Here is a 17,428-nt window from a genome sequence, read left to right on the forward strand (position 1 = left end):
CGTTTCCTAGTGAGAGGGGGGTCTGCCGCTCCTCGCGAAGTTGAACCGGCAGACGGTCGCCGCCGGCGATCCTCGCCTGGGGACCTATCCCCAGTTCGTGTCGGACGTGGTTGTGTCCGGGCCTGAGTCCTCCTTGGCCGCAGGGGCAGTGCTGGCCGAACCCCAGTTGGAGTCGTCCTGGGTGCCCTGGCTCGTCACGGTTGACGCCAGGGCACCCCCCAGGCTGAGAGCGACCGCCGCAGTGACTCCCGCGACGCCAATCCAGTAGCGACGTGACCGGTTCATGTCCACCAACCTCTCCGCTGGCATGTTCTGAGTGATCGCGAGCTAAGGGGAGGTGTCCCCTCCGTTTGCGTGGCGCGCACAGTACCCTCTCTCACCTGCGACGTAGCTTGTGCCGGAAGGGCACATGTGGGTCCGGGCGTCACTGGTGGTGCAGGGGGAACTTGCGCTCCGTGACGTAAATCAGGCCATGTGATGGTTGTGTGAGGCAAGCGAGTGCTGGGTGCACATGTGTCCAGTGATCAAAAGTGCAAGGTGTGAACGTGATCGAAAAGGACGTACTCCACCAGTACGGAGCCGTTGCTCTCTCAGGGGCGGCCAAAGCCCTCATACGGCAAGGGCTCGACGGTGGGAAATGGGCAGGAGGTGCCCCAGGCCACGAAGAGTTGCAGAGCATGGGTCTGGCCGTCCTGGAGCCTCTCACCGGCCAGTATGTCCTTGGGGACCTTCACGAGGCTCAGCGAGACCTCATCCAGGCCGAGCAGGCCAGTATGGCCCAGCATCAGGTGCGCATAACCTCCATAACGACCCTCTTTGCTGGCCTTGACCGAATGGCGGCTGAGACCAGCGGAGGAATCGTTTACTTCGAGGACGCCGCAGTGGCCAATGACATGATCGCTCGATACATGGACACGATGCGGAGCCACCTCTACACAGCTCACCCCGACGCGCGGCAGTCAGCGCAACTCAAAGCATCGATAGTCCGCGAAACTCGGATGCTTCAGCGGGGGATCAAAATGAAGACCATTTATCCGGACGCTGCCAGGACCCGTACGGCTGAGCGAGAGTGGGCGCGAGCGGCCAGCGCTCATGGGGCCGAGGTGAGGACTATGGTGCCAAATTACGTCAGGATGCTTGTCATCGATGAACGGTGCGCCATTATATCAGACCGAGATATAGGGCCTGCCCAGCCGTCGTCTGGCTATATCATCACGCACCCTGGGATGGTTCGAATATGCACCACCTTCTATCGTTTCTTGTGGGATAGGGCCGAACCGTGGATGGGGGAACGGGTGCGGCAGATCTCTGACACGGTCACCACCGGCAGGGGGCGCGAAATCCTCCGCAAGATGGAAGATGGTCAGACGATCGACCAGATGGCAAGGGTGATGGGTCTCTCGCGGGGGACGATAAACAAAGAAATCAAGGCGCTGTACGAGGCGACTAACACAAGCAGTCATTTCGCCCTCGGTGCCTGGTGGGGTACAACGGAGGAGCGCAAGCTTCCGTAACGCTTGGAGGGCCTTCCTGATGCTGGGGCAGAATTTCCTTCGCGACCACCACGCGCACGATTTTTGCTGCACGGCGATACCGGTTTGTATGTTTTTGTATCGCCTCGTCCTGGTCGCGCGACGCGCAGGCCAGCGGACGGAGGCGGACCGTTCAGGCCGACGGGAGGAGAATGGCGTCGAGAGCGGCGACTCGAATGAGTGCTTGATTCGGCCCATGATCTTGTGGCCCCAGCGGAGGTGCGCACTGTGGGCGGGATCGTTATCGATGATGCAGGTAGGACGGTCCGCGGCTGGTCGACGCGTTCTGTGACAGCAGCATCGTGCAGACGGCGCCCGACACCACGGTTCGTCAAGGCTGGGCGGATCTTGAGTTTCGCGCAGACAGAAAATGCCATCGGCCTTCGCGGCAGCCTGACGGTGGCTGCACGAGCATCAGCGAGGGTGATCCACCAGTACTTCAGCCGTCTGGAGCCTGCGCAATACGGGCAGGTGCGTTGCTTCCGTGCCGGGTGGGCAGGGGCAGGCCGTGTCCGCGCAGGTGGGTGGTGAATTTATCGGCTCCGGCGAACAGGTAGGCGTGCATTCCTACGGATCGTGCCGCGTGGACGAAGGTGGGTTCGTCATCGTAGTAGGCCAGAGCGTGGGTGGGGATGCCCATCTGGCTGGCGGCGTGGCGGTAGGCGTGTGGTGAGGGTTTGTCGACGCCGAGTTCTGCCGATGGTAAGACGTGGTCGAAGGTGATGCCGTGGTGCTGGAGGTCGGCGCGGAGGGCGTCGGTGCAGTTGGACAGGACACCGACGGGCAACTGCCGGCGTATTACGGCGAGGAGGCTGATCATGTGGGGGTCGGGTTCGCTGCGGTCGGTGCGCCAGGGGCCGAGGGCCTCGCGGACGTGTGGCCTCGAAGACGGTGAGGACGGGTCAGCGGGCGCCAACCAGCAGGCCGGGCGGGCCGATGGTGGCTTCGTCGATCCGCCCGAAGCGCCCGGCATAGGAGAGCGGGGCGCCGACGGTCGACCAGAAGGTCACTTGGCCGGCGGTCATGCCCGCGTAGACGCGGGTAAGCTGGATGACCTTGATCTCCAGCGTCCAGCGATGGCACGACCCGACATTGCCCAGGTCGGCGCTGTACTGGAGGAACACCCCGAGCCGCCCGAGAGAGGACCGGCCGATCAGCGACGGCACGAAGACCGGGCTGCCGATCTTCTCCACCGTGGTCCCCAGGTACACACGACCGGGTTGAAGGACCACGCCGTCGTCCGGGATAGCGCACTCCCGAAGCTCGTTGGTGGCGTGCGTGTCGATCACCTGGGCGCGGTGGGTACGCAGAACGGGACCGAGCCGGTAGTTGTAGGAGACCGGGTTCAACTGGTCGGCGGTGAACGGTTCGATGGTCAGGGAGCCGAAATCGCGCTGCCGCACGATCTCGCTGCCGGTCAGGATCACCGCAGTACCTCCCCGGCCAGTTCGGCCGCCCGCTCGCGCAGTTCGTCGAGACTGCCGGTGTTGTCCACCCACCGCCACGGCTCCGCCTCGACCGGCGCCTCGGTGGAGTGGTGTTCCGCGCCCGCGGACAAGTCGGCCCTCTCGCGTTTGCGTACGAGCCGGACCGCGTCGGAGACGGTGATCTCCACGAGGAGGAACCCGAGGGCGGTGACCGCCCTCACGTCCGGGGCCCGCAGGTCGTCGCAGACCAGCACGGCCTGTGGACGGCGCTGCCCGGCCTGCCGCACACGCCGGGTGAACGCCTCGGTCAGCGCGACCGGGTTGATGCGCCGCAGGTGTGCACCGAGGGCGTTCAGTAACTCTCCGTCCTGCTCGCTGCCGTCCAGCAGCGGACGCCCGGCCATCGCGTGCACGATAGCCTGCAGTTCGTACAGCGGCGCGGCCACCTTCAGGTTCAGCACGTCCGCACCGGCGGCGGCCAGTTCCTGCGTGAGGAGACCGGCGAGCGTGCTCTTGCCGGCCCCGGGCCTGCCGTACAGCGCCACCTTGGGGGGCATGACTGGGCTCCTCTCAACGGCTCCGGATGACAGTCAGGCGGGCCCTGATTTCCAGGAGCCAAAGGTCTTGGCCTGTCTGCGGCGTGTCCCTACGCTCAGAGCCCGTGACGACCATGGTGGCCGCCCGCCCGGCCTCCGGGCAGGGCCCGGCCGTCCGCACTTGTCCGCACCTCGCCCAAGGCCCGCGCGCGCCGCGGGGGAGCGGGTGTGTGCTGGTCACAGCCGCACGTACGCCGTCCGCGTCCCCGTGCGGACAGCCGGATCACCACAAAGGCATGGAGGTAGTGATGCCGGAGGCCGAGGAGACGACGTTCGCCGCGGAACTGCGGCGGCTGCGTGGCGAGGTGTCGTTGCGGGCACTTGGACGCCGGGCCTCGTGCAGCAAGAGCATCATCAGTGATCTCGAACACGAGCGCAGAGTGCCGACGCTCCCGATCGCTCGCGGTCTGGACAAAGCCCTTGGGGCAGGCGGCAAACTGGTGTCCTTGGCCGAAGCCCAACGACAGCGCTTGAGCGAGGAGACGGCCGACGCTGCTGGGGACAGTGCCGTGGACGGTCTCCTGCGGGAATGGGACGAAGTGTGGCGCAGAGACTTCCTCAAGGGCGCCGGCGCCGCCGGCGCCGCCCTGGCCACCGGCCCGGGCGCGGGCACACCGGCCGCCGCGGGCGGGCGGGACCTGATGGACGCCCATCTCGCCCTGCGCGCCGCCCACGGCCGGCTCGACAACTTACGCGGGGCGTCCGCCGTCTACGCCCACGCCGTCGGCCACCACCAGCAGATCCTCGCCTGGCACGCCACCGCGGCCGGCCCCGCTGAGCGACAGCGGATCGCCGCACTCGCCGCCGACACCGGCGGCTTCGTCGGCTTCCTCACCTACGACCTGGGCATGGCCGAGACCGCCGCCACGCACTACCGCGACGCCGCCGCCCACGCCCGCCGGGCCGGCGACCTCTCCTCCTGCACCAACCTGATCGGCCAGATGAGCCGGATCCTCACCGACCAGGGCCACTATCACCGCGCCCTCACCCTCGCCGACGGCGCCCTGCACCTCGCCGGCACCGCAGCCCACCCCGCTGTACGGTCCTGGCTCCACGCCGTCCGCGCTCACCACTACGCCTGCCTGGCAGACACCCGCCTCGCCCAGCGGGATCTCACCCTCGCCTGGACGCTGCTGGAGAGAGCCGACGACGGGGAGAAGCCCACCTACATCGGCTACCTGGACGCCGCCGAACTGAACAAGTGGACCGGGCACGCCATGGTCCGCCTCGGCCAGAGAACTCCCTCCCTCCTGCGCGCCGGCCGGACCGCCCTCGACGAAGCCCGCGCTGCCTGGCCCGCCACGAGCGTTCGCGGCTCCGCCGAAGTACTGACCGCGAGCGCCCGCATTCACGCGGCCTGCGGCGACCGGGACACCGCCGCCAATCTCGCCTCCCGCGCCGTGGCCATCGCCACCGAAACCGGATCCGCGAGAAACCTGCGCGCCGCCCTGACCGCCGCAAACGGATGAGGGGCGGCCTTGTGGGCCAGCGACCTCTTTCATGGTCCTGGCCCACGCACGGGGACTGCTGTCCGCCCGCCAACTAAGTACGCACTTCGGCCTGCGGCAGCCTTTCCAGCTCTGTCTCGGCGTGGCCGACCGCGCTCGGCAGTGCTTCATTGTGGTGGGCGGACAGGACGCCGGATCCCGGTCCGGCCGTGGCGATCACCGTGTGGGGCGTGTCTGTCGCCGCGGTCGTCCAGGACGGCCGCGGCGACGGGGCGGGTGCAGCGTGTCTCTGCGGCGTATGCGTCAAGCCGGGCGACCCTGACGAGGGAGTCGACTACGCGGACGGTTTGACGTCCGGGGTGGGCCAGTTCCATGGCTGACAGACCCGTCCGGGTCTGGAATGGCGGTCGGCGGACCGGGATGGGCAAGGGGGTTACACCGCCGGGGGGAGCCGCCGTTCGGCATGGGTGTCGAACCAGCGGTCGATGGCGAAGAGGGCGATGCCGACTGCCGCCATGTAAGGGAGCTTCTCGGCGAGGGAGTGCGTGGCGGTGAGCGCGCCGGGCAGGTCGAAAACGGCGTGTCCCAGCAGGAGGGGGGCGAGCCGGTGGTGCCGCAGGTAGAACCGTGCGCACAGCACCGCGTACAGCGCCATCAGGACGGCGGGCAATCCGAAGTAGGCGTGGAAGACGACCTCGGGGATGCCGATGGCGGGGTAGATCTGCCATGCGGGTCGTCCGGCAGCGTGCAGCAGCATGCTCACGGTGCCGATGACAACCCCTTCGAGGACGATGGTCCACGGCAGGGCGAGGAGCAGCTCGATGCTGCCTGAGACGCCGAGCGCGGTTGCCTGGTCGGTCTGCATCACGGGCAGCCGGTCCGCCTCGGTCCAGCGCAGTGCGTGGACCGCGATGAAGACGGGTGCGACTCCGGCACAGCAGTAGGACATCACCAGGAGCGTCTGTTCCCACAGGGTGTGCCACCGCGTGAAGGGATCCGCGGCTTCGGCAGGGGCGGACAGAGGGATGCCGTGCCGCCAGCAGACTTCGCAGGCCAGCCAGGCGAGAAGCACGCTGCGGACGAGTAAGTCGGCGGGACCGGAGAAGGTCAGGTGAAGAACGGGTCCGCCCAGCACCAGCGCGCCGACGCAGACGAGGCCCGTGACGGCCGCAACCCGGTGACCGGGTGTGTGGTGAGGTGCCGAGAGCCTCGTGTGCAGCAGCCGGGTCAGCCATAACATCTGGAGCGCGGCGGCTGCGGCCCAGAGGTATTCGTGCAGGTGAAGGATGGTGGGGGACCAGTGCAATCCGCCGAACACGGTGCCGCTCGTCAGCACGGCCAGGGTGACCGTCGGACCTCCGCTCAGCACGAGCAGCATGCCCGCGCTGGCGGCCGGGCCTCCCAGCAGCGGGGCGCGCGAGCCGGCGTCGGGCAGAGGCGATGGGGTTGAGGTGCGCATGGCGTCTTTCGAGTGCGGCGGCAAGGTCGGGTAACACGCGGGCGGGCTCCCGGCGGCACTGCGCGGTGAGTGCCCGGCGGGGAAGACGGCACGGGTCACCGGGGCAGGGCGGACACTTCCGTGCCCTGGGCGTCCCGAATGACCTGCCGGGACACGAGCAGCACCGGTATCAGGCTGCTGAACAGGAGTATCGAGAGGGCGTAGGAGGAGAACCGGCGCTTGCGGGACATGAGCGGGAACCTTCTGGCTAGTGGAGTGACACCAGTCATGCGGCCAGCGGGCGGCGCGGCACGCGCTCCTGCGCCCCGGCGTGGGCCCCAGGCGCCCCGGTGGTGGCCGATGGTGCTGTCGCCGGCACTTCCCTGAGCACCGGTGATGGTGTGGAGCGCCCGTCCGTCGCCGACAACGGGCGGGTGCTCCCCTCATCCCGCGCACCGCAGACCCCGGCCCGGGGTGAGGACCCCTTCCAGGCGGGTGCGGTGGTAGCGGTAGAGAACAAGGGCATGGTCGGAGGCGGCGCGGGTGTCCTCGTTGTCGATCACCTCGACGTGCTCCAGCGCGAATTGCACACCGCCGGCGGCGTACCCCCGGTCGATGCGTTGCGGCCCGCCCTGGTGGGGCTTGGTGAAGCCTGCCGTGGCGGCGAGTGCTCGTTTACTGTTCGGGCCGCAGTGGTTGGCGGCGTGACGAGCGAGGTCTGTGAATCCGGCGGCGGTGAGCGCGCCGTCGGGCCGGGTGTCGCTGTGGCGGCGTCCAGCGGCGTCCACGTATGTGCGCTGGACCATGTGCGCACGGTCGGTGACTGTCTCCCAGACGGGAAGCGGCAGTGGTTCGGGGTGCTGCGGGTAGCTGTTGGTGTCGCCGGCTGCCATGGTCGCCATGCCCGGCTGGGCGAGAGTGGTGAGCCATTGGGCTTCGGCGAGCCGCTGGCCGGCGTCGAAGAAACACATGTGGAAGGACACGAGGTTGAGCGGGAGGGGGCAGTTGCCGAGCTGTGCCTGCACGTGGCAGGGGTGCAGCCACCATGGCTTGGCGTGCGGCTTCTGCTCGGCGATGTGGAACAGTCCGGGCCGCAGATAGACGGCAGTGGCGATGTCGGCGTCTATGTCCGGGTTCGGCGCGGAGAGGAACCCGCGCAGCTTCAGCCGCTTCTCCGCGGCGTGCAGGAGTCGCCCTCCGCGTTCCCGGCTGTACTTGGCTTCCTGCTGGAGGACGATGTCGGGCTTCAGCGCGGCCAGGATGTCCAGTGCGAAGTCGCGGCGCTCACCGTCCCGGCCGCCGTCGGCTTCGATGTTCCAGACAGCGACATCGATGGTGCCGGTGTCCATGGATGTCCTTGGGTCCGGGGTGTTCGGCCGCTGTGCGGGGCGGGTGATGGAAGGGCGGGCCGGCCGTATGACTCGGCCTCGCGTGGTGTGCGCTGCGAGGGAGGCCCTGGTCTCAGGAAGGTAGGAGTTGGCAGATGCTGTCGGCTCTGCGGCAGTCACGTGCTGTACCCCTTGCTGCTGTCGAGTACGGGCTGGCGGGGGAGAGAGCAGTCGATCAGTGCTGTGAGTCCTGGACGTGGCTCGGCCGCGAGTTCGAGACGCGCGACCCGTTCGCCGTCGGTTCCTGGGCCGGTGCCGCGGATCGTCCAGCCCATGTCTTGCAGGCGGTCGAGGAAGGGCCGTATCGGATCGATGGCGAGGTCCGCGCGGGCGAGGGCTTCTGCGCGGACGCAGGGCAGGCCGAGGCGGGAGGCGTGGTCGGATGCCCACAGAGTGACCAGGCGCACGATGTTGTCCGGGTGCGCGGGCAGGGTGTGCACGTGACGGAGGGACAGGGAGGGCCCGGTACCGCCTTGGCCCCAGTGAGCGAGGTGGGGCTCGGGGTCCACTATCAGGCAGGCCAGCAGGATGTTCTCCTCGAACAGCCCCGCTGTCTCGTGACGCGCAGCGCGAGTGTCGCGGTACAAGTCGGGGATGTCACCGCGCATGGATACCGGCAGGCCGCGCAGGGTGAGCCAGCGCAGGCGGTCCTCGACGAGCGCACCGGCCTGCGTGTGCTCGGCGTCCGTGGCCAGCGGGCGCATCTCGTAGGGAGCACCTGTGCTCATTGGCCTGCCCCTGCCCCTGCCCCTGCTTCTGTGGTCCTGCTCCGTTCGTCGGTCATCAGTTCCCACCCGTAGGCCAGGACGATGAGCTGGGTGGCGTCCTTCGCCCCGGTCTTGCCGAGCAGCGCGCTGAGCGCACCGGGGAGGTAGGCGGGGGTGGAACCGGCGGCGGCAGCGATGTCGTCGGGCCTGCTGTGCATGGCGACGGCCTTCAGCAGTCTGTGCTCCTGGGGCGCGAGTTCCGGTGCCGGCCGGGTCGCTCGGGGAGGTGTGGCCTGCCGGGAGGCGAACAGGAAGTGCACGATGACCGGTGGCCTGCAGCGGTGCGGGCAGCCCAGGCTCGCGCGCAGTTGACGCAGGTACTGGCGGATGGTTGCCGGCGCCAGGCAGGTGGCGGCGGCGATGTCCTGGGGGGCGAGACCGTCTACGAGATGCTGGGCGACGCGGCGCACTGCGGGCTTCAGTGGCGTGATGGAAGAAGTCGTCATGTCGAAGTTCCAAGCTGAGATCCGCTGCCGGTGCCTGTCTCTACCGGCGGGGCGGTGGTGAGTGTCTGCGACGGGAGTCGGGGCGTGGTGTCGAGGAGAAGAAGGCGGACGAGTGCGCCCAGGCAGGCTGCGCGCCAGGTCTGTTCCCAGCCGTCCTCGGGGTGCTCGGCCAGCGCGGTGACGGCCGTGTGCCGGAGCATGGCCTGTACCTCTTGGTCCTGCGCGTGCGCGAGGGCGGCCCGGGACACGAGGTCGGCGCAGGCAGCGGTCAGGGTGGCGGTGCGGTCGGCGGTCTCCCGGGGCGGCGGGATGGTGCGCCTGGACCACCAGGCGTGGGTCTGCCGGCACGCGGCCAGGGTGGCCTCGGCGGTCGGCTGTGGGCCGGGCGCGCTGCGGGCCCGCAGGGCGCGGACCAGATCGGCAAGGACCGGCGGATCGTCCACGGGGATCGCGGGGACGCGGCGCACCGAGCAGCGCCGTCCGTGTCGGGCCACCAGCACCTGTTGGTCGGCCAGCAGGCGCTGGGCACCGACCACGTCGGGCCCCGATGAGACCAGGATCCGGGCCAGCACCAGTTGGGACGGCAAGACTGTGCCGGGCGGATAGACACCCGAGCGGATCAGAAAGCGCAGCCAGGCGGCGATCTGTTCCGAACGGCTCTCGCGGGTCGCGCTGCCGGCCACGCGGGTGCGCCCGGACGGGCTGATGGTGACCAGTCCGTCGCCCTGCAGGTCTCGCAGCGCCGTCTCGACGCGGTCGAGGGTGGGGGCCGCGGTGTCCGTGGCGATGCGGCGCAGGCTCAGCAGGCTCCCGGACGGGTAAATGCCGTCGTGGATGGCATGTCGCACTCGCTCGGTGATAGCGCTCACGCCAGGTCCGGGCCGCTCGGCCTCCATGAGCGCACGCAGCAGGCAGCGAGCCGCACTGACGAGCATGACCATGTCCTGCCTCGGAAGCTCTCCGGCAGCGGTGTCCGGGCGGCGTGCCTCCCGGATGATCTCCCGCCAACGTGCCTGGTCCGAGGGGGAGCGCTCTGCCTCTCTGAGCCGTTGCGCGGCCAGCGGCAGCCATGGGTCGACCACGGTCCATACAGCCTCACGGTCCCGGGCGAGGCCGGAGGGGGTGCGGCCGGTGAACCGAGCGGACGTGCGATGCAAGGCGTGAAGCGCGGAGCGAAGTTCGCGGGAGCGGCTCTCCGCGGAGCCGGTCGCTGCGAGAGACGGGATGGGGGACGGTTCGCTCATGCCGCCCCTCCGGTACCGGCACGGCAGGCCGCGCGGTCCGTGCCGGTGGCAGCGAGGACAAGGCGTTGTGTCAGGTGGCGGGCCTGGTCGATGGTGAGGTGATCGGGGTCGTGGACGTACCCGGGGCGTACGTCGGTGTGGACGGTGGTGCCCACCGCACCGGTCACCAGCCACTGGAGTCGCTCGGCGAGCCGTCGCATTCCACGGGGACGGCTCAGCGTGAGCCCGTCGTCGATGCCGCCGGCACCGAGCAGGGCCGCGAACTGTATGGCCGCACCGAGGTCGCCGTCGGCCAGGGTCACTTCCACGGCGTGTGTTCCCAGCAGACCGACGTGGTGGACCAGAGCTGCGGAGGACAGGAGTTCCACCAGGTCGTCCGCCGCGGTATGCGCGCGGATGCACGGATCCAGCAGCACGGTGGCGAGCTGGTCCACCGCAGCGGACGTGGGCAGCGTGATCACAATGTCGCGGGCTTCGTCGAACGCGGCCGTGCCATCGATGCCGGCCTTGGTCAGCCATGCGGTGGCGGATTCGACGGTGCGGTCCAGGGAGCCGTCGAGGAACCGCAGTAGGGGTGCGGCCGGCTGAGGCGCTACTGGCTGCGCCGACTGGGTCAGGGACGGGGACACGGTTGTCCATACCTTTCTTCGTGGGTTGATCGGGTAGGAGTGCTGTCGGCCCCTGTGTGTTGGGGGGAGGGTCCGGCGGCATGAGCCCGTGCGCGGTGATCTGGCTTCACGGGGGCCATGCACGGGAGTCAGGACTGGACACAGGGACTCTCTGAGGAGTCGTTCACCGAGTGTGTGATCGCCGTGACCTGTCCGAGAATGTCGGCGCTGCCGAGCGAGGAGCAGTTGGTGTCGGGCATGAGGAGTGGTCTCACGTTCAGCGTCGCCCCATTGACCAGCGCATCTTTCATGCCGGGGGTGATCATGACTTTGAGGACGAGCGGGGCGCCGCCCCCCTCTTCGTTGTCGTCGGCGCGGGGTGAGCAGCCGCACTGTGGGTGCGCGAGCGACTGCGCGGTCCCGAGTGGCCGGGTGATGACGCGGTAGGCGCGCATACGTCCCGGATCCAAGGTGATGTATCCCTTCGCGGCTAGCTGTCTGAGCTGGTGGGCGACTCCTGAAACGCTGGTCATCCCGACCGCGTGGCCGATCTCGCGCAGGGTGGGCGCATAACCCTCCTCCTGCACGGTGTCGCAGATGAATCGGTAGATCTGACGTTGCCGCTCCGTCAGGGGCGCGTCCTGCGGTGCAAGGGCGTGCTCGGGCAGCGGGGCGGGGCTGCTTTGTGGGATCGGTGCGTCGTTGCTGCTCATGGTCCCTCAGGCACTCGTGTGCGGGGCGGGCTCGATCGGATGTCAGTGCTTCGGTGTGGGCCGTAGGCGCACGGGGACGGGGGTTGCTGATCAGGCTCGGCGTTGTCGCCGTCGTGGCTTGATCCGCCGCGAGTTGAATGTCCGGGAAGCGCTCGAATCGGGTCAGGAGTCGGCGGGGGCGCCGAGTCGGACGGGGATGGCCTGGTGGCCGTTGCTGATCAGCGAGTTCAGGGGGTGCAGGCGGGTGCCGGGGACGGCGAGCTGCATGTGCGGGAAGCGCGTGAACAGTTGTGCGAGGACTTCGGCGACTTCGAGGCGGGCCAGGGGGGCGCCGAGGCAGAAGTGGACGCCGTGGCCGAAGGCGAGGTGGTCCTTGGTGGTGCGGGTGATGTCGAAGTCGTCGGCGGTGGGGCCGTGCCAGTCGGGGTGGCGGTTGGCGGCGGCGTAGGAGGCGAGGATGGCGTCGCCCTGGGGGATGGTCCGTCCGTCGGGCAGGGGGATGTCGCGGACGGCGTAGCGCAGGGGCAGGTGGGCGACGGCGGGTTCGAGGCGGAGGGTCTCCTCGACCACGTCCTGCCAGGTGTATGCGCCGGCGCGGACCCGGTCGAGCTGGCGGGGGTGGGCGAGGAGGTGGACGATGGCCTGGTCGATGACGTTGACGGTGGTCTCGTATCCGGCGCTGACCATTAGCAGGAGGGTGTCGCGCAGCTCCTGGTGGCTCAGGCCCGTCCCGTCCTCCTCGTCCCGGCTCCGGATCAGCAGCGACGTCATGTCGTCGCCGGGGGCCTCGCGTTTGGTGGCGATGAGCTGGTCGAGCTGCCCGTACAGTCGTTCGGCGTTGGCCTGGGACGCGGCCGGGGTCAGGGTGGTGTCGAAGACGCCGTCGACGACCGCGCGGAACGCGTCGCGCTGGTTTTCGGGGACGCCCACGAGGTGGCTGATCACGCCGATGGGCAGCGGGTAGGCGAGGTGTTCGCGCAGGTCCACCTCCCGTGTGCGAGGCAGGCCGGCGAGATGGTCGAGCAGGTGGGTGACTATGGCGGCGATGTCCTCCTTCATGGCGGCGACCCGCCGGGCGCTGAAGGCGGGGGCGACCATGCGGCGCAGCCTGCGGTGGTCGGCGCCGTAGGCGGTGAACATGTTCCGCACCGCGATCCACAGGGCGAGCGGCCAGGTGGCCGCGGCCTCCTCGAAGCCGGGCCAGTGGGCGCGGCCGTCCTTGGACACGTCGGGACTGGTCAGCAGTGTGTTCAGGAGGGTGGGGTCGGTGACGGCCCAGGCGTGGACGCCGAGGATGTCCACGCGGGCGGCCGGGCCTTGGGCGCGCAGGGCGCGGTGCTCGGCGTGGCGGTCGGCTCCGGTGGGGTCGAGGACGAGGGGCAGTTCGGACACGGCGATCTCTCCTTCAGCGCAGGGTGGGGAAGGTGGCGGGGAGGGCTTCCAGCGCGCGGTGGAACGGGCCGGGGCGCCAGCGCAGTTCGTCGGCGGGGACGGAGAGGTCTATTTCGGGCAGGGCGTCCAGGAGGTAGCTGATCGCGGTCTCCGCGATGAGGTAGGCGTGGGGGCGTGCCGGGCAGGCGTGCGAGCCGCTGCTCCAGGACAGGTGGGCTCGGTTGCCGGCGAAGCCGTCCGGGGTGCCTCGCAGTGCGGGGTCGTTGTTGCAGGCGGCCATGCTGATGAGAACCGGCTGGTGGGCCGGGAGGAGGACGCCGTCGATGTCGGTGGGGTAGGGCGGGTAGGTGATGCAGTAGTTCGCCAGTGGCGGGTCGGTGTAGAGGACGAGGTCGAGGGCGTCGCGCACCGTGGACCGGCCCGCGTGGACGGCGGCGGCGAAGTCGGCGTCGGAGAGGATTTTCAGCAGGGTGTTGGCGATGAGGTTGGTCAGGGGTTCGATGCCGGCGCCGTAGAGGGTGACGAGCTGGTGGGCCATCTCCTCGTCGCCCAGGTGGGCGGGGTGGGCCAGCAGGCGGGTGGTGATGTCGTCGGCCGGGTGGCCCTGCCGCAGGGCGACGAGTTCGGCGACGGCCTGGCCGAGGATCTGGTTGCCGTGATCGGCGTCGGTGGCGTTGAAGATGCGGGCCATGCCGTCGGCGATGCGGGAGCCGATCTCGTTGGGGCAGCCGAGCAGGGCGCTCAGCACGCGGAAGGCGATCGGCCAGGCGTACTGGCTGAGCAGGTCGGCCCGGCCCGCCGGATGGAAGTCCGCGAGGGTGCTGGAGGCGATCTTCTCCACGACCGTGAGGAGCTGGTGCTGGTCGACGGCGTTGATCGCGCTGGTGTTGGCGGCCCGGTAGCGGGCGTGCGCGGCGCCGCTGCTGCGCAGGGCGTTGGGACGCCACTCCATCATCGGCCGCACCGGGCAGGAGGCGGGCACCTGCTGCTGCCAGATGCGCGGGTCGGCGGGAAACCGCATGGGGTCGGCCAGGATGCGCCGGGCCTGGTAGTAGCCGATCACCAGCGTGGCCGGGAGGCCCGGCGACAGTTCGACGGGAACGAGAGGGCCGTAGACGGTCCGCATGTGCTCGTAGGCGGGGTGTGGGTCGGCGGCGAAGCCCGGCTCGTACAGGGGCACGGGGCTGGTGGCGGTCATCGCGTGGGCTCCAAGGGGGTGGCCGCGCGGCGCGCGACGAGGTATTCGGTGAGCGCGATCAGGGCGTACAGGCTGGAGGTGCGTTCGCGGGCGTCACAGGTGGTCAGCGGGGTGCCGGCGTCCAGAGCGAGGGCCTGGCGTATTTCGCCGGCTCCGTAGCGCGGGGCGTCGGGGAAGGCGTTGATGGTGACGGCGTAGGGGATGGCCTGGGACTCCAGCAGGCTGAGCGCGTCGTGGCTGGCGTCGAGGTCGCGTGTGTCGGCGAGCACGAGGCAGCCCAGTGCCCCGCCGGCCATCTCTTCCCACAGGGACTGGAACCGAGTCTGGCCAGGGAGCCCGAACAGGTACAGGGCGAGGCTGCCGTGGGCCAGATGGATGCGGCCGAAGTCCATGCCGACGGTGGTGGTGACCTTGTCCGGGGTGCCGCGCAGGTCGTCGATGCCCACGCTGCCCTCGGTGATCGGCTCCTCCATCCGCAGCGGCCTCACCTCCGACACGCTGCCGATGAACGTCGTCTTGCCTACCCCGAACCCGCCGGCGACCACGATCTTGGCGGCCTCGGTCACCGTGTGGGGCAGGTAGGCGACGGCCGGGTCAGAGGGCTGCGCGCAGTCCATGAAGCACCTTCAGCAGAACGTCGGATTCGGGCTGGTCGTCGGCAGCGGCCACGGGGCTGGCCAGGTGGCCGCTGCCGATCAGGGCGGAGACGAGGATGCGGACCGTGGACGGCGGCAGTTGCAGGGCCGCGGCGATGTCCGCGACGGCCAGCCCGCCCCGGCCGGCCGGAGCGAACAGAGCCATCACCCGCCGTGCGTCGGTTCCCAGTTCGAGCAGGGGGCCGGCCGCGGCGATGACCACGCTCTCCAGGCGCACCGGCCTCGCCGGCCGGACCCGTCCACCGGTGCGGACGTACGGCCGGACCATGTCCGGGTCACGCCGCGGCCCGGTCATGCCGCCGAATCCCCGTCCGGCTGGAGCGAACGCGCGCGTTCGGCGGTACCGAGGTGCTCGCCCAGACGCACCACCAGCCGCTCCATCTCCTGGCTGACCAGGCCGGGATCCGCCTCGGAGCCGGTGACCACCGAGAGCACCGAGTTCGTCCCGGCCGCGGTCGTCAGCCCGAAACCGGACGCGCTCTCGACCAGCAGCGCCCGCACGCCGCCGCGGCCGGTCTCCTCGTCCCAGACCTTGGCCGTGATCCGCAGCGTGGAACTGATCGCGGCGAGTTTCTCGGCGTCGTCCTGCCCGATGCTCTGTGTCCGGGCCATCAGCAGCCCGTCACCGCTCAGCAGCACCGCGCTCAGTACGCCCGGCACACTGCCGAGATGCTCGTCCAGCAGCCACCCGAGATTCGAGCGTGTCTCCGTGGTCATGATCGGTGTCCTTCGTCGGTGGTGGTGGGGATGTCTTCGCGCCGGCCACGGCGGCTTCCCGCGGCCCAGGCGGCAGCCACCGCGGGGCTCCCCGGCCGCGCCGGCTCAGACGCTGTGCGCGGGGGAGCGGCGTGGCGCGTGCCGCGCTGACGGACCGTGAGCCCGCCGGCGGTAGTGGCGGAGGCCAGGGATTGCCCCGCAGGCGGGACGGGCGTCAGACGGGCCGCGGGCACGGACGACGGTTCGGGCCGTGCCGGTGCGGTCAGCAGAGACTGCGGCAGCACGATGACCGCACGGTTGCCGCCGTACACGTTGGGAGTCGTGAGATCGACACGGAAGCCGTACGCGTCGGCGAGAACGGCGGCGATGCGCAGCCCAGTCTGCGGATGGGCGCCCAGTTGGGTGATGTCGTCGCGCTGCTTGCCGGCGAGCACGCCCCGCGCCCAGTGCAGCTTCTCGTCCTCCATGGGCAGCCCGGAATCGTCCACGATCAGCAGGACCCCGGTGGCGCTCTGCTCCACCGACACGTACACCTTGGCGCTGGGCGGGGAGTACTGCACCGCGTTGTTCAGCAAGTCAGCCAGGCAGTGCACGACCGCGGCCACGGCACGGCTCTGCACCGCGTGCGAGTCGAACTCCGTGTGCTGGACGCGCTGGTAGTGCTCGACCTGACCCATGGCACTGCGCACGACATCCGTCACAGTGGTCGCCGGCCAGTGCCGCGACAGCTTCCCGCCGGCCAGCACCGTGTACCCGGAAGCCGTCCGCAGCATCTGCTGGCCCAGGTGGTCGATCTCGACCAGCGTCGCGTACGACTCGTCGCCCAGGTGACGGCGGACCCCGTCGCTGATCCTGCCGCTCAGCTTCGCGGCGTGCTGCACGACGCTGGCTGAGAAGGCCCGCACCGCCGCCCGGGCCACGTTCACCGACTCCCCGCGCGCCTCGGCGATCTGCCGCTCGGCCTCCACCCTGGTCTGCGTGACGCGTTCCTGGGCCGAATCCTGGACCGCGCGCACGGTCACGAAGAGGGCGGAGACGACATGATCGGTGAGCACACGCAAGGCACTGGCGAGCGAGGTGTTGGCCAGTTGCGGCGGCATCACCACATCGGGCCCGTACGGCTGGCCAGCCTGCGCCGCCGCCGCAGCAGCCGGGACCACCGAGATCGCGACGTGACGGACAAGCTGCTCGGCCGCGACGAGCTGCTCTTGGGCCTGTGCGACGCGCTGGCCCAGCCGGTCGGCACGGCGCCGCTGGGACCGCGCCGCGATGCGGTGATGCACGGCTGAGCCGGTGGCCCCCACAGCCAGCAGCGCGAGAGCGGTGATCAGTATCGGTTCCATGATCAGACCCTCGTGAGCTTCTCGCGGACACGGCCTGCCGTCCGGACTGCGGTACTGACATCGTTCGTGTCCGGTGTCCGTGCGGCAATAGCCCGGCCGGGGGTGGATCGCGTCGACAGCCGATGGAGGAGCCTGGCGCTCTGGATCAGTCCCATGTGGCTGAACGCCTGTGGGAAGTTGCCGAGTTGGCGCTGCTGGACGGGGTCGTATTCCTCGGCCAGGAGCCCGAGGCCGTTACGTAGCACGAGAAGGCGTTCGAACAGGGCGTGGGCCTCGTTGACGCGGCCGGTCAGGGCGAGGGCGTCGACGAGCCAGAAGGAGCAGAGGACGAACGCGCCCTCGTCGCCGGCCAGGCCGTCCATCCCGGTACGGTCGCCGGTGGTCGGGTACCGGCGCACGAGCCCGTCCGGGGTGGACAGCTCGCGGCGCACCGCCTCCACGGTACCGACGACGCGCGGGTCATCGGGCGGAAGGAAGGGGTGTTCACGAGTGGGTCTGACCAGCAGCGGAGAAGC

At 69.7% G+C, this 17,428-nt stretch carries 20 protein-coding genes; 2 read left to right on the forward strand and 18 right to left on the reverse strand.

All coding sequences use genetic code 11. The features are described 5' to 3' along the window. Positions 1 to 545 precede the first annotated feature (545 nt). The gene (locus ABEB00_RS00490) at positions 546 to 1,514 is read left to right on the forward strand and encodes a hypothetical protein (RefSeq protein WP_345616691.1); all 969 of its coding nucleotides are present in this window, start codon (positions 546 to 548) and stop codon (positions 1,512 to 1,514) included. A 457-nt stretch (positions 1,515 to 1,971) separates the two neighbouring features. On the opposite strand, the gene ABEB00_RS00495 is transcribed toward ABEB00_RS00490, so the two are convergent. Genes ABEB00_RS00495 through ABEB00_RS00505 form a run of 3 tightly spaced genes read right to left on the reverse strand, consistent with a single transcriptional unit; the run spans position 1,972 to position 3,516 of the window. Next, the gene (locus tag ABEB00_RS00495; RefSeq protein ID WP_345616692.1) at positions 1,972 to 2,505 is read right to left on the reverse strand and encodes an HAD-IA family hydrolase; all 534 of its coding nucleotides are present in this window, start codon (positions 2,503 to 2,505) and stop codon (positions 1,972 to 1,974) included. Continuing rightward, entirely contained in the window at positions 2,435 to 2,959 is a 525-nt protein-coding gene (locus tag ABEB00_RS00500) for a dCTP deaminase (protein ID WP_345616693.1), read from the reverse strand. Before ABEB00_RS00500 ends, ABEB00_RS00495 begins: the two co-directional genes overlap by 71 nt. Further along, positions 2,956 to 3,516, reverse strand: a complete 561-nt coding sequence (locus ABEB00_RS00505) for an ATP-binding protein (protein ID WP_345616694.1) — start codon at positions 3,514 to 3,516, stop codon at positions 2,956 to 2,958. Before ABEB00_RS00505 ends, ABEB00_RS00500 begins: the two co-directional genes overlap by 4 nt. Positions 3,517 to 3,791: 275 nt before the next feature. Here ABEB00_RS00505 and ABEB00_RS00510 point away from each other — a divergent pair, with 275 nt between their 5' ends. Next, positions 3,792 to 5,024: a helix-turn-helix domain-containing protein gene (locus ABEB00_RS00510; RefSeq protein ID WP_345616696.1), complete on the forward strand. Its 1,233-nt coding sequence runs from the start codon at positions 3,792 to 3,794 to the stop codon at positions 5,022 to 5,024. Between the two features lie 412 nt (positions 5,025 to 5,436). Here the strand turns inward: ABEB00_RS00510 and ABEB00_RS00515 are convergent, their stop codons facing one another. From ABEB00_RS00515 to ABEB00_RS00585, 15 genes are all read right to left on the reverse strand, one after another. Then, positions 5,437 to 6,462: a hypothetical protein gene (locus tag ABEB00_RS00515; RefSeq protein ID WP_345616697.1), complete on the reverse strand. Its 1,026-nt coding sequence runs from the start codon at positions 6,460 to 6,462 to the stop codon at positions 5,437 to 5,439. Positions 6,463 to 6,557: 95 nt separating this feature from the next. After that, the gene (locus tag ABEB00_RS00520; protein ID WP_345616698.1) at positions 6,558 to 6,692 is read right to left on the reverse strand and encodes a hypothetical protein; all 135 of its coding nucleotides are present in this window, start codon (positions 6,690 to 6,692) and stop codon (positions 6,558 to 6,560) included. A gap of 192 nt (positions 6,693 to 6,884) precedes the next feature. Continuing rightward, the gene (locus ABEB00_RS00525) at positions 6,885 to 7,790 is read right to left on the reverse strand and encodes an endonuclease/exonuclease/phosphatase family protein (protein ID WP_345616699.1); all 906 of its coding nucleotides are present in this window, start codon (positions 7,788 to 7,790) and stop codon (positions 6,885 to 6,887) included. Positions 7,791 to 7,945: 155 nt separating this feature from the next. Next, positions 7,946 to 8,557 (reverse strand): hypothetical protein, encoded by a 612-nt coding sequence (locus ABEB00_RS00530; protein WP_345616700.1) that lies wholly within the window; start codon positions 8,555 to 8,557, stop codon positions 7,946 to 7,948. Continuing rightward, a complete protein-coding gene (locus tag ABEB00_RS00535; RefSeq protein WP_345616701.1) occupies positions 8,554 to 9,042 on the reverse strand; it encodes a helix-turn-helix domain-containing protein in 489 nt (162 codons plus the stop codon). Before ABEB00_RS00535 ends, ABEB00_RS00530 begins: the two co-directional genes overlap by 4 nt. After that, the gene (locus ABEB00_RS00540) at positions 9,039 to 9,890 is read right to left on the reverse strand and encodes a hypothetical protein (protein WP_345616702.1); all 852 of its coding nucleotides are present in this window, start codon (positions 9,888 to 9,890) and stop codon (positions 9,039 to 9,041) included. The genes ABEB00_RS00535 and ABEB00_RS00540 overlap by 4 nt, the downstream gene beginning before the upstream one ends. Before the next feature lie 392 nt (positions 9,891 to 10,282). Then, a complete protein-coding gene (locus ABEB00_RS00545) occupies positions 10,283 to 10,915 on the reverse strand; it encodes a hypothetical protein (RefSeq protein WP_345616703.1) in 633 nt (210 codons plus the stop codon). Between the two features lie 128 nt (positions 10,916 to 11,043). Continuing rightward, positions 11,044 to 11,607: a LexA family protein gene (locus tag ABEB00_RS00550; protein ID WP_345616704.1), complete on the reverse strand. Its 564-nt coding sequence runs from the start codon at positions 11,605 to 11,607 to the stop codon at positions 11,044 to 11,046. A gap of 162 nt (positions 11,608 to 11,769) precedes the next feature. After that, positions 11,770 to 12,999 (reverse strand): cytochrome P450 family protein, encoded by a 1,230-nt coding sequence (locus ABEB00_RS00555; RefSeq protein WP_345616705.1) that lies wholly within the window; start codon positions 12,997 to 12,999, stop codon positions 11,770 to 11,772. A 13-nt stretch (positions 13,000 to 13,012) separates the two neighbouring features. Then, positions 13,013 to 14,197: a cytochrome P450 gene (locus ABEB00_RS00560; RefSeq protein WP_345616707.1), complete on the reverse strand. Its 1,185-nt coding sequence runs from the start codon at positions 14,195 to 14,197 to the stop codon at positions 13,013 to 13,015. Then, positions 14,194 to 14,814: a GTP-binding protein gene (locus ABEB00_RS00565; RefSeq protein WP_345616708.1), complete on the reverse strand. Its 621-nt coding sequence runs from the start codon at positions 14,812 to 14,814 to the stop codon at positions 14,194 to 14,196. Before ABEB00_RS00565 ends, ABEB00_RS00560 begins: the two co-directional genes overlap by 4 nt. Continuing rightward, positions 14,792 to 15,148 carry a DUF742 domain-containing protein gene (locus ABEB00_RS00570; protein WP_345616710.1) on the reverse strand — a complete coding sequence of 119 codons (357 nt, stop codon included), beginning with the start codon at positions 15,146 to 15,148 and terminating at the stop codon, positions 14,792 to 14,794. The genes ABEB00_RS00565 and ABEB00_RS00570 overlap by 23 nt, the downstream gene beginning before the upstream one ends. Beyond that, positions 15,145 to 15,570, reverse strand: a complete 426-nt coding sequence (locus tag ABEB00_RS00575; RefSeq protein WP_345616711.1) for a roadblock/LC7 domain-containing protein — start codon at positions 15,568 to 15,570, stop codon at positions 15,145 to 15,147. Before ABEB00_RS00575 ends, ABEB00_RS00570 begins: the two co-directional genes overlap by 4 nt. Continuing rightward, a complete protein-coding gene (locus ABEB00_RS00580) occupies positions 15,567 to 16,913 on the reverse strand; it encodes an ATP-binding protein (RefSeq protein ID WP_345616712.1) in 1,347 nt (448 codons plus the stop codon). The genes ABEB00_RS00575 and ABEB00_RS00580 overlap by 4 nt, the downstream gene beginning before the upstream one ends. Before the next feature lie 2 nt (positions 16,914 to 16,915). Beyond that, the coding region (locus tag ABEB00_RS00585) for a glycoside hydrolase family 15 protein (protein ID WP_345616714.1) at positions 16,916 to 17,428 on the reverse strand (513 nt) is incomplete at its 5' end.

The organism is Streptomyces ziwulingensis (genome assembly GCF_039542605.1).
In the GTDB taxonomy this organism is placed as follows: Bacteria; Actinomycetota; Actinomycetes; order Streptomycetales; family Streptomycetaceae; genus Streptomyces; species Streptomyces ziwulingensis.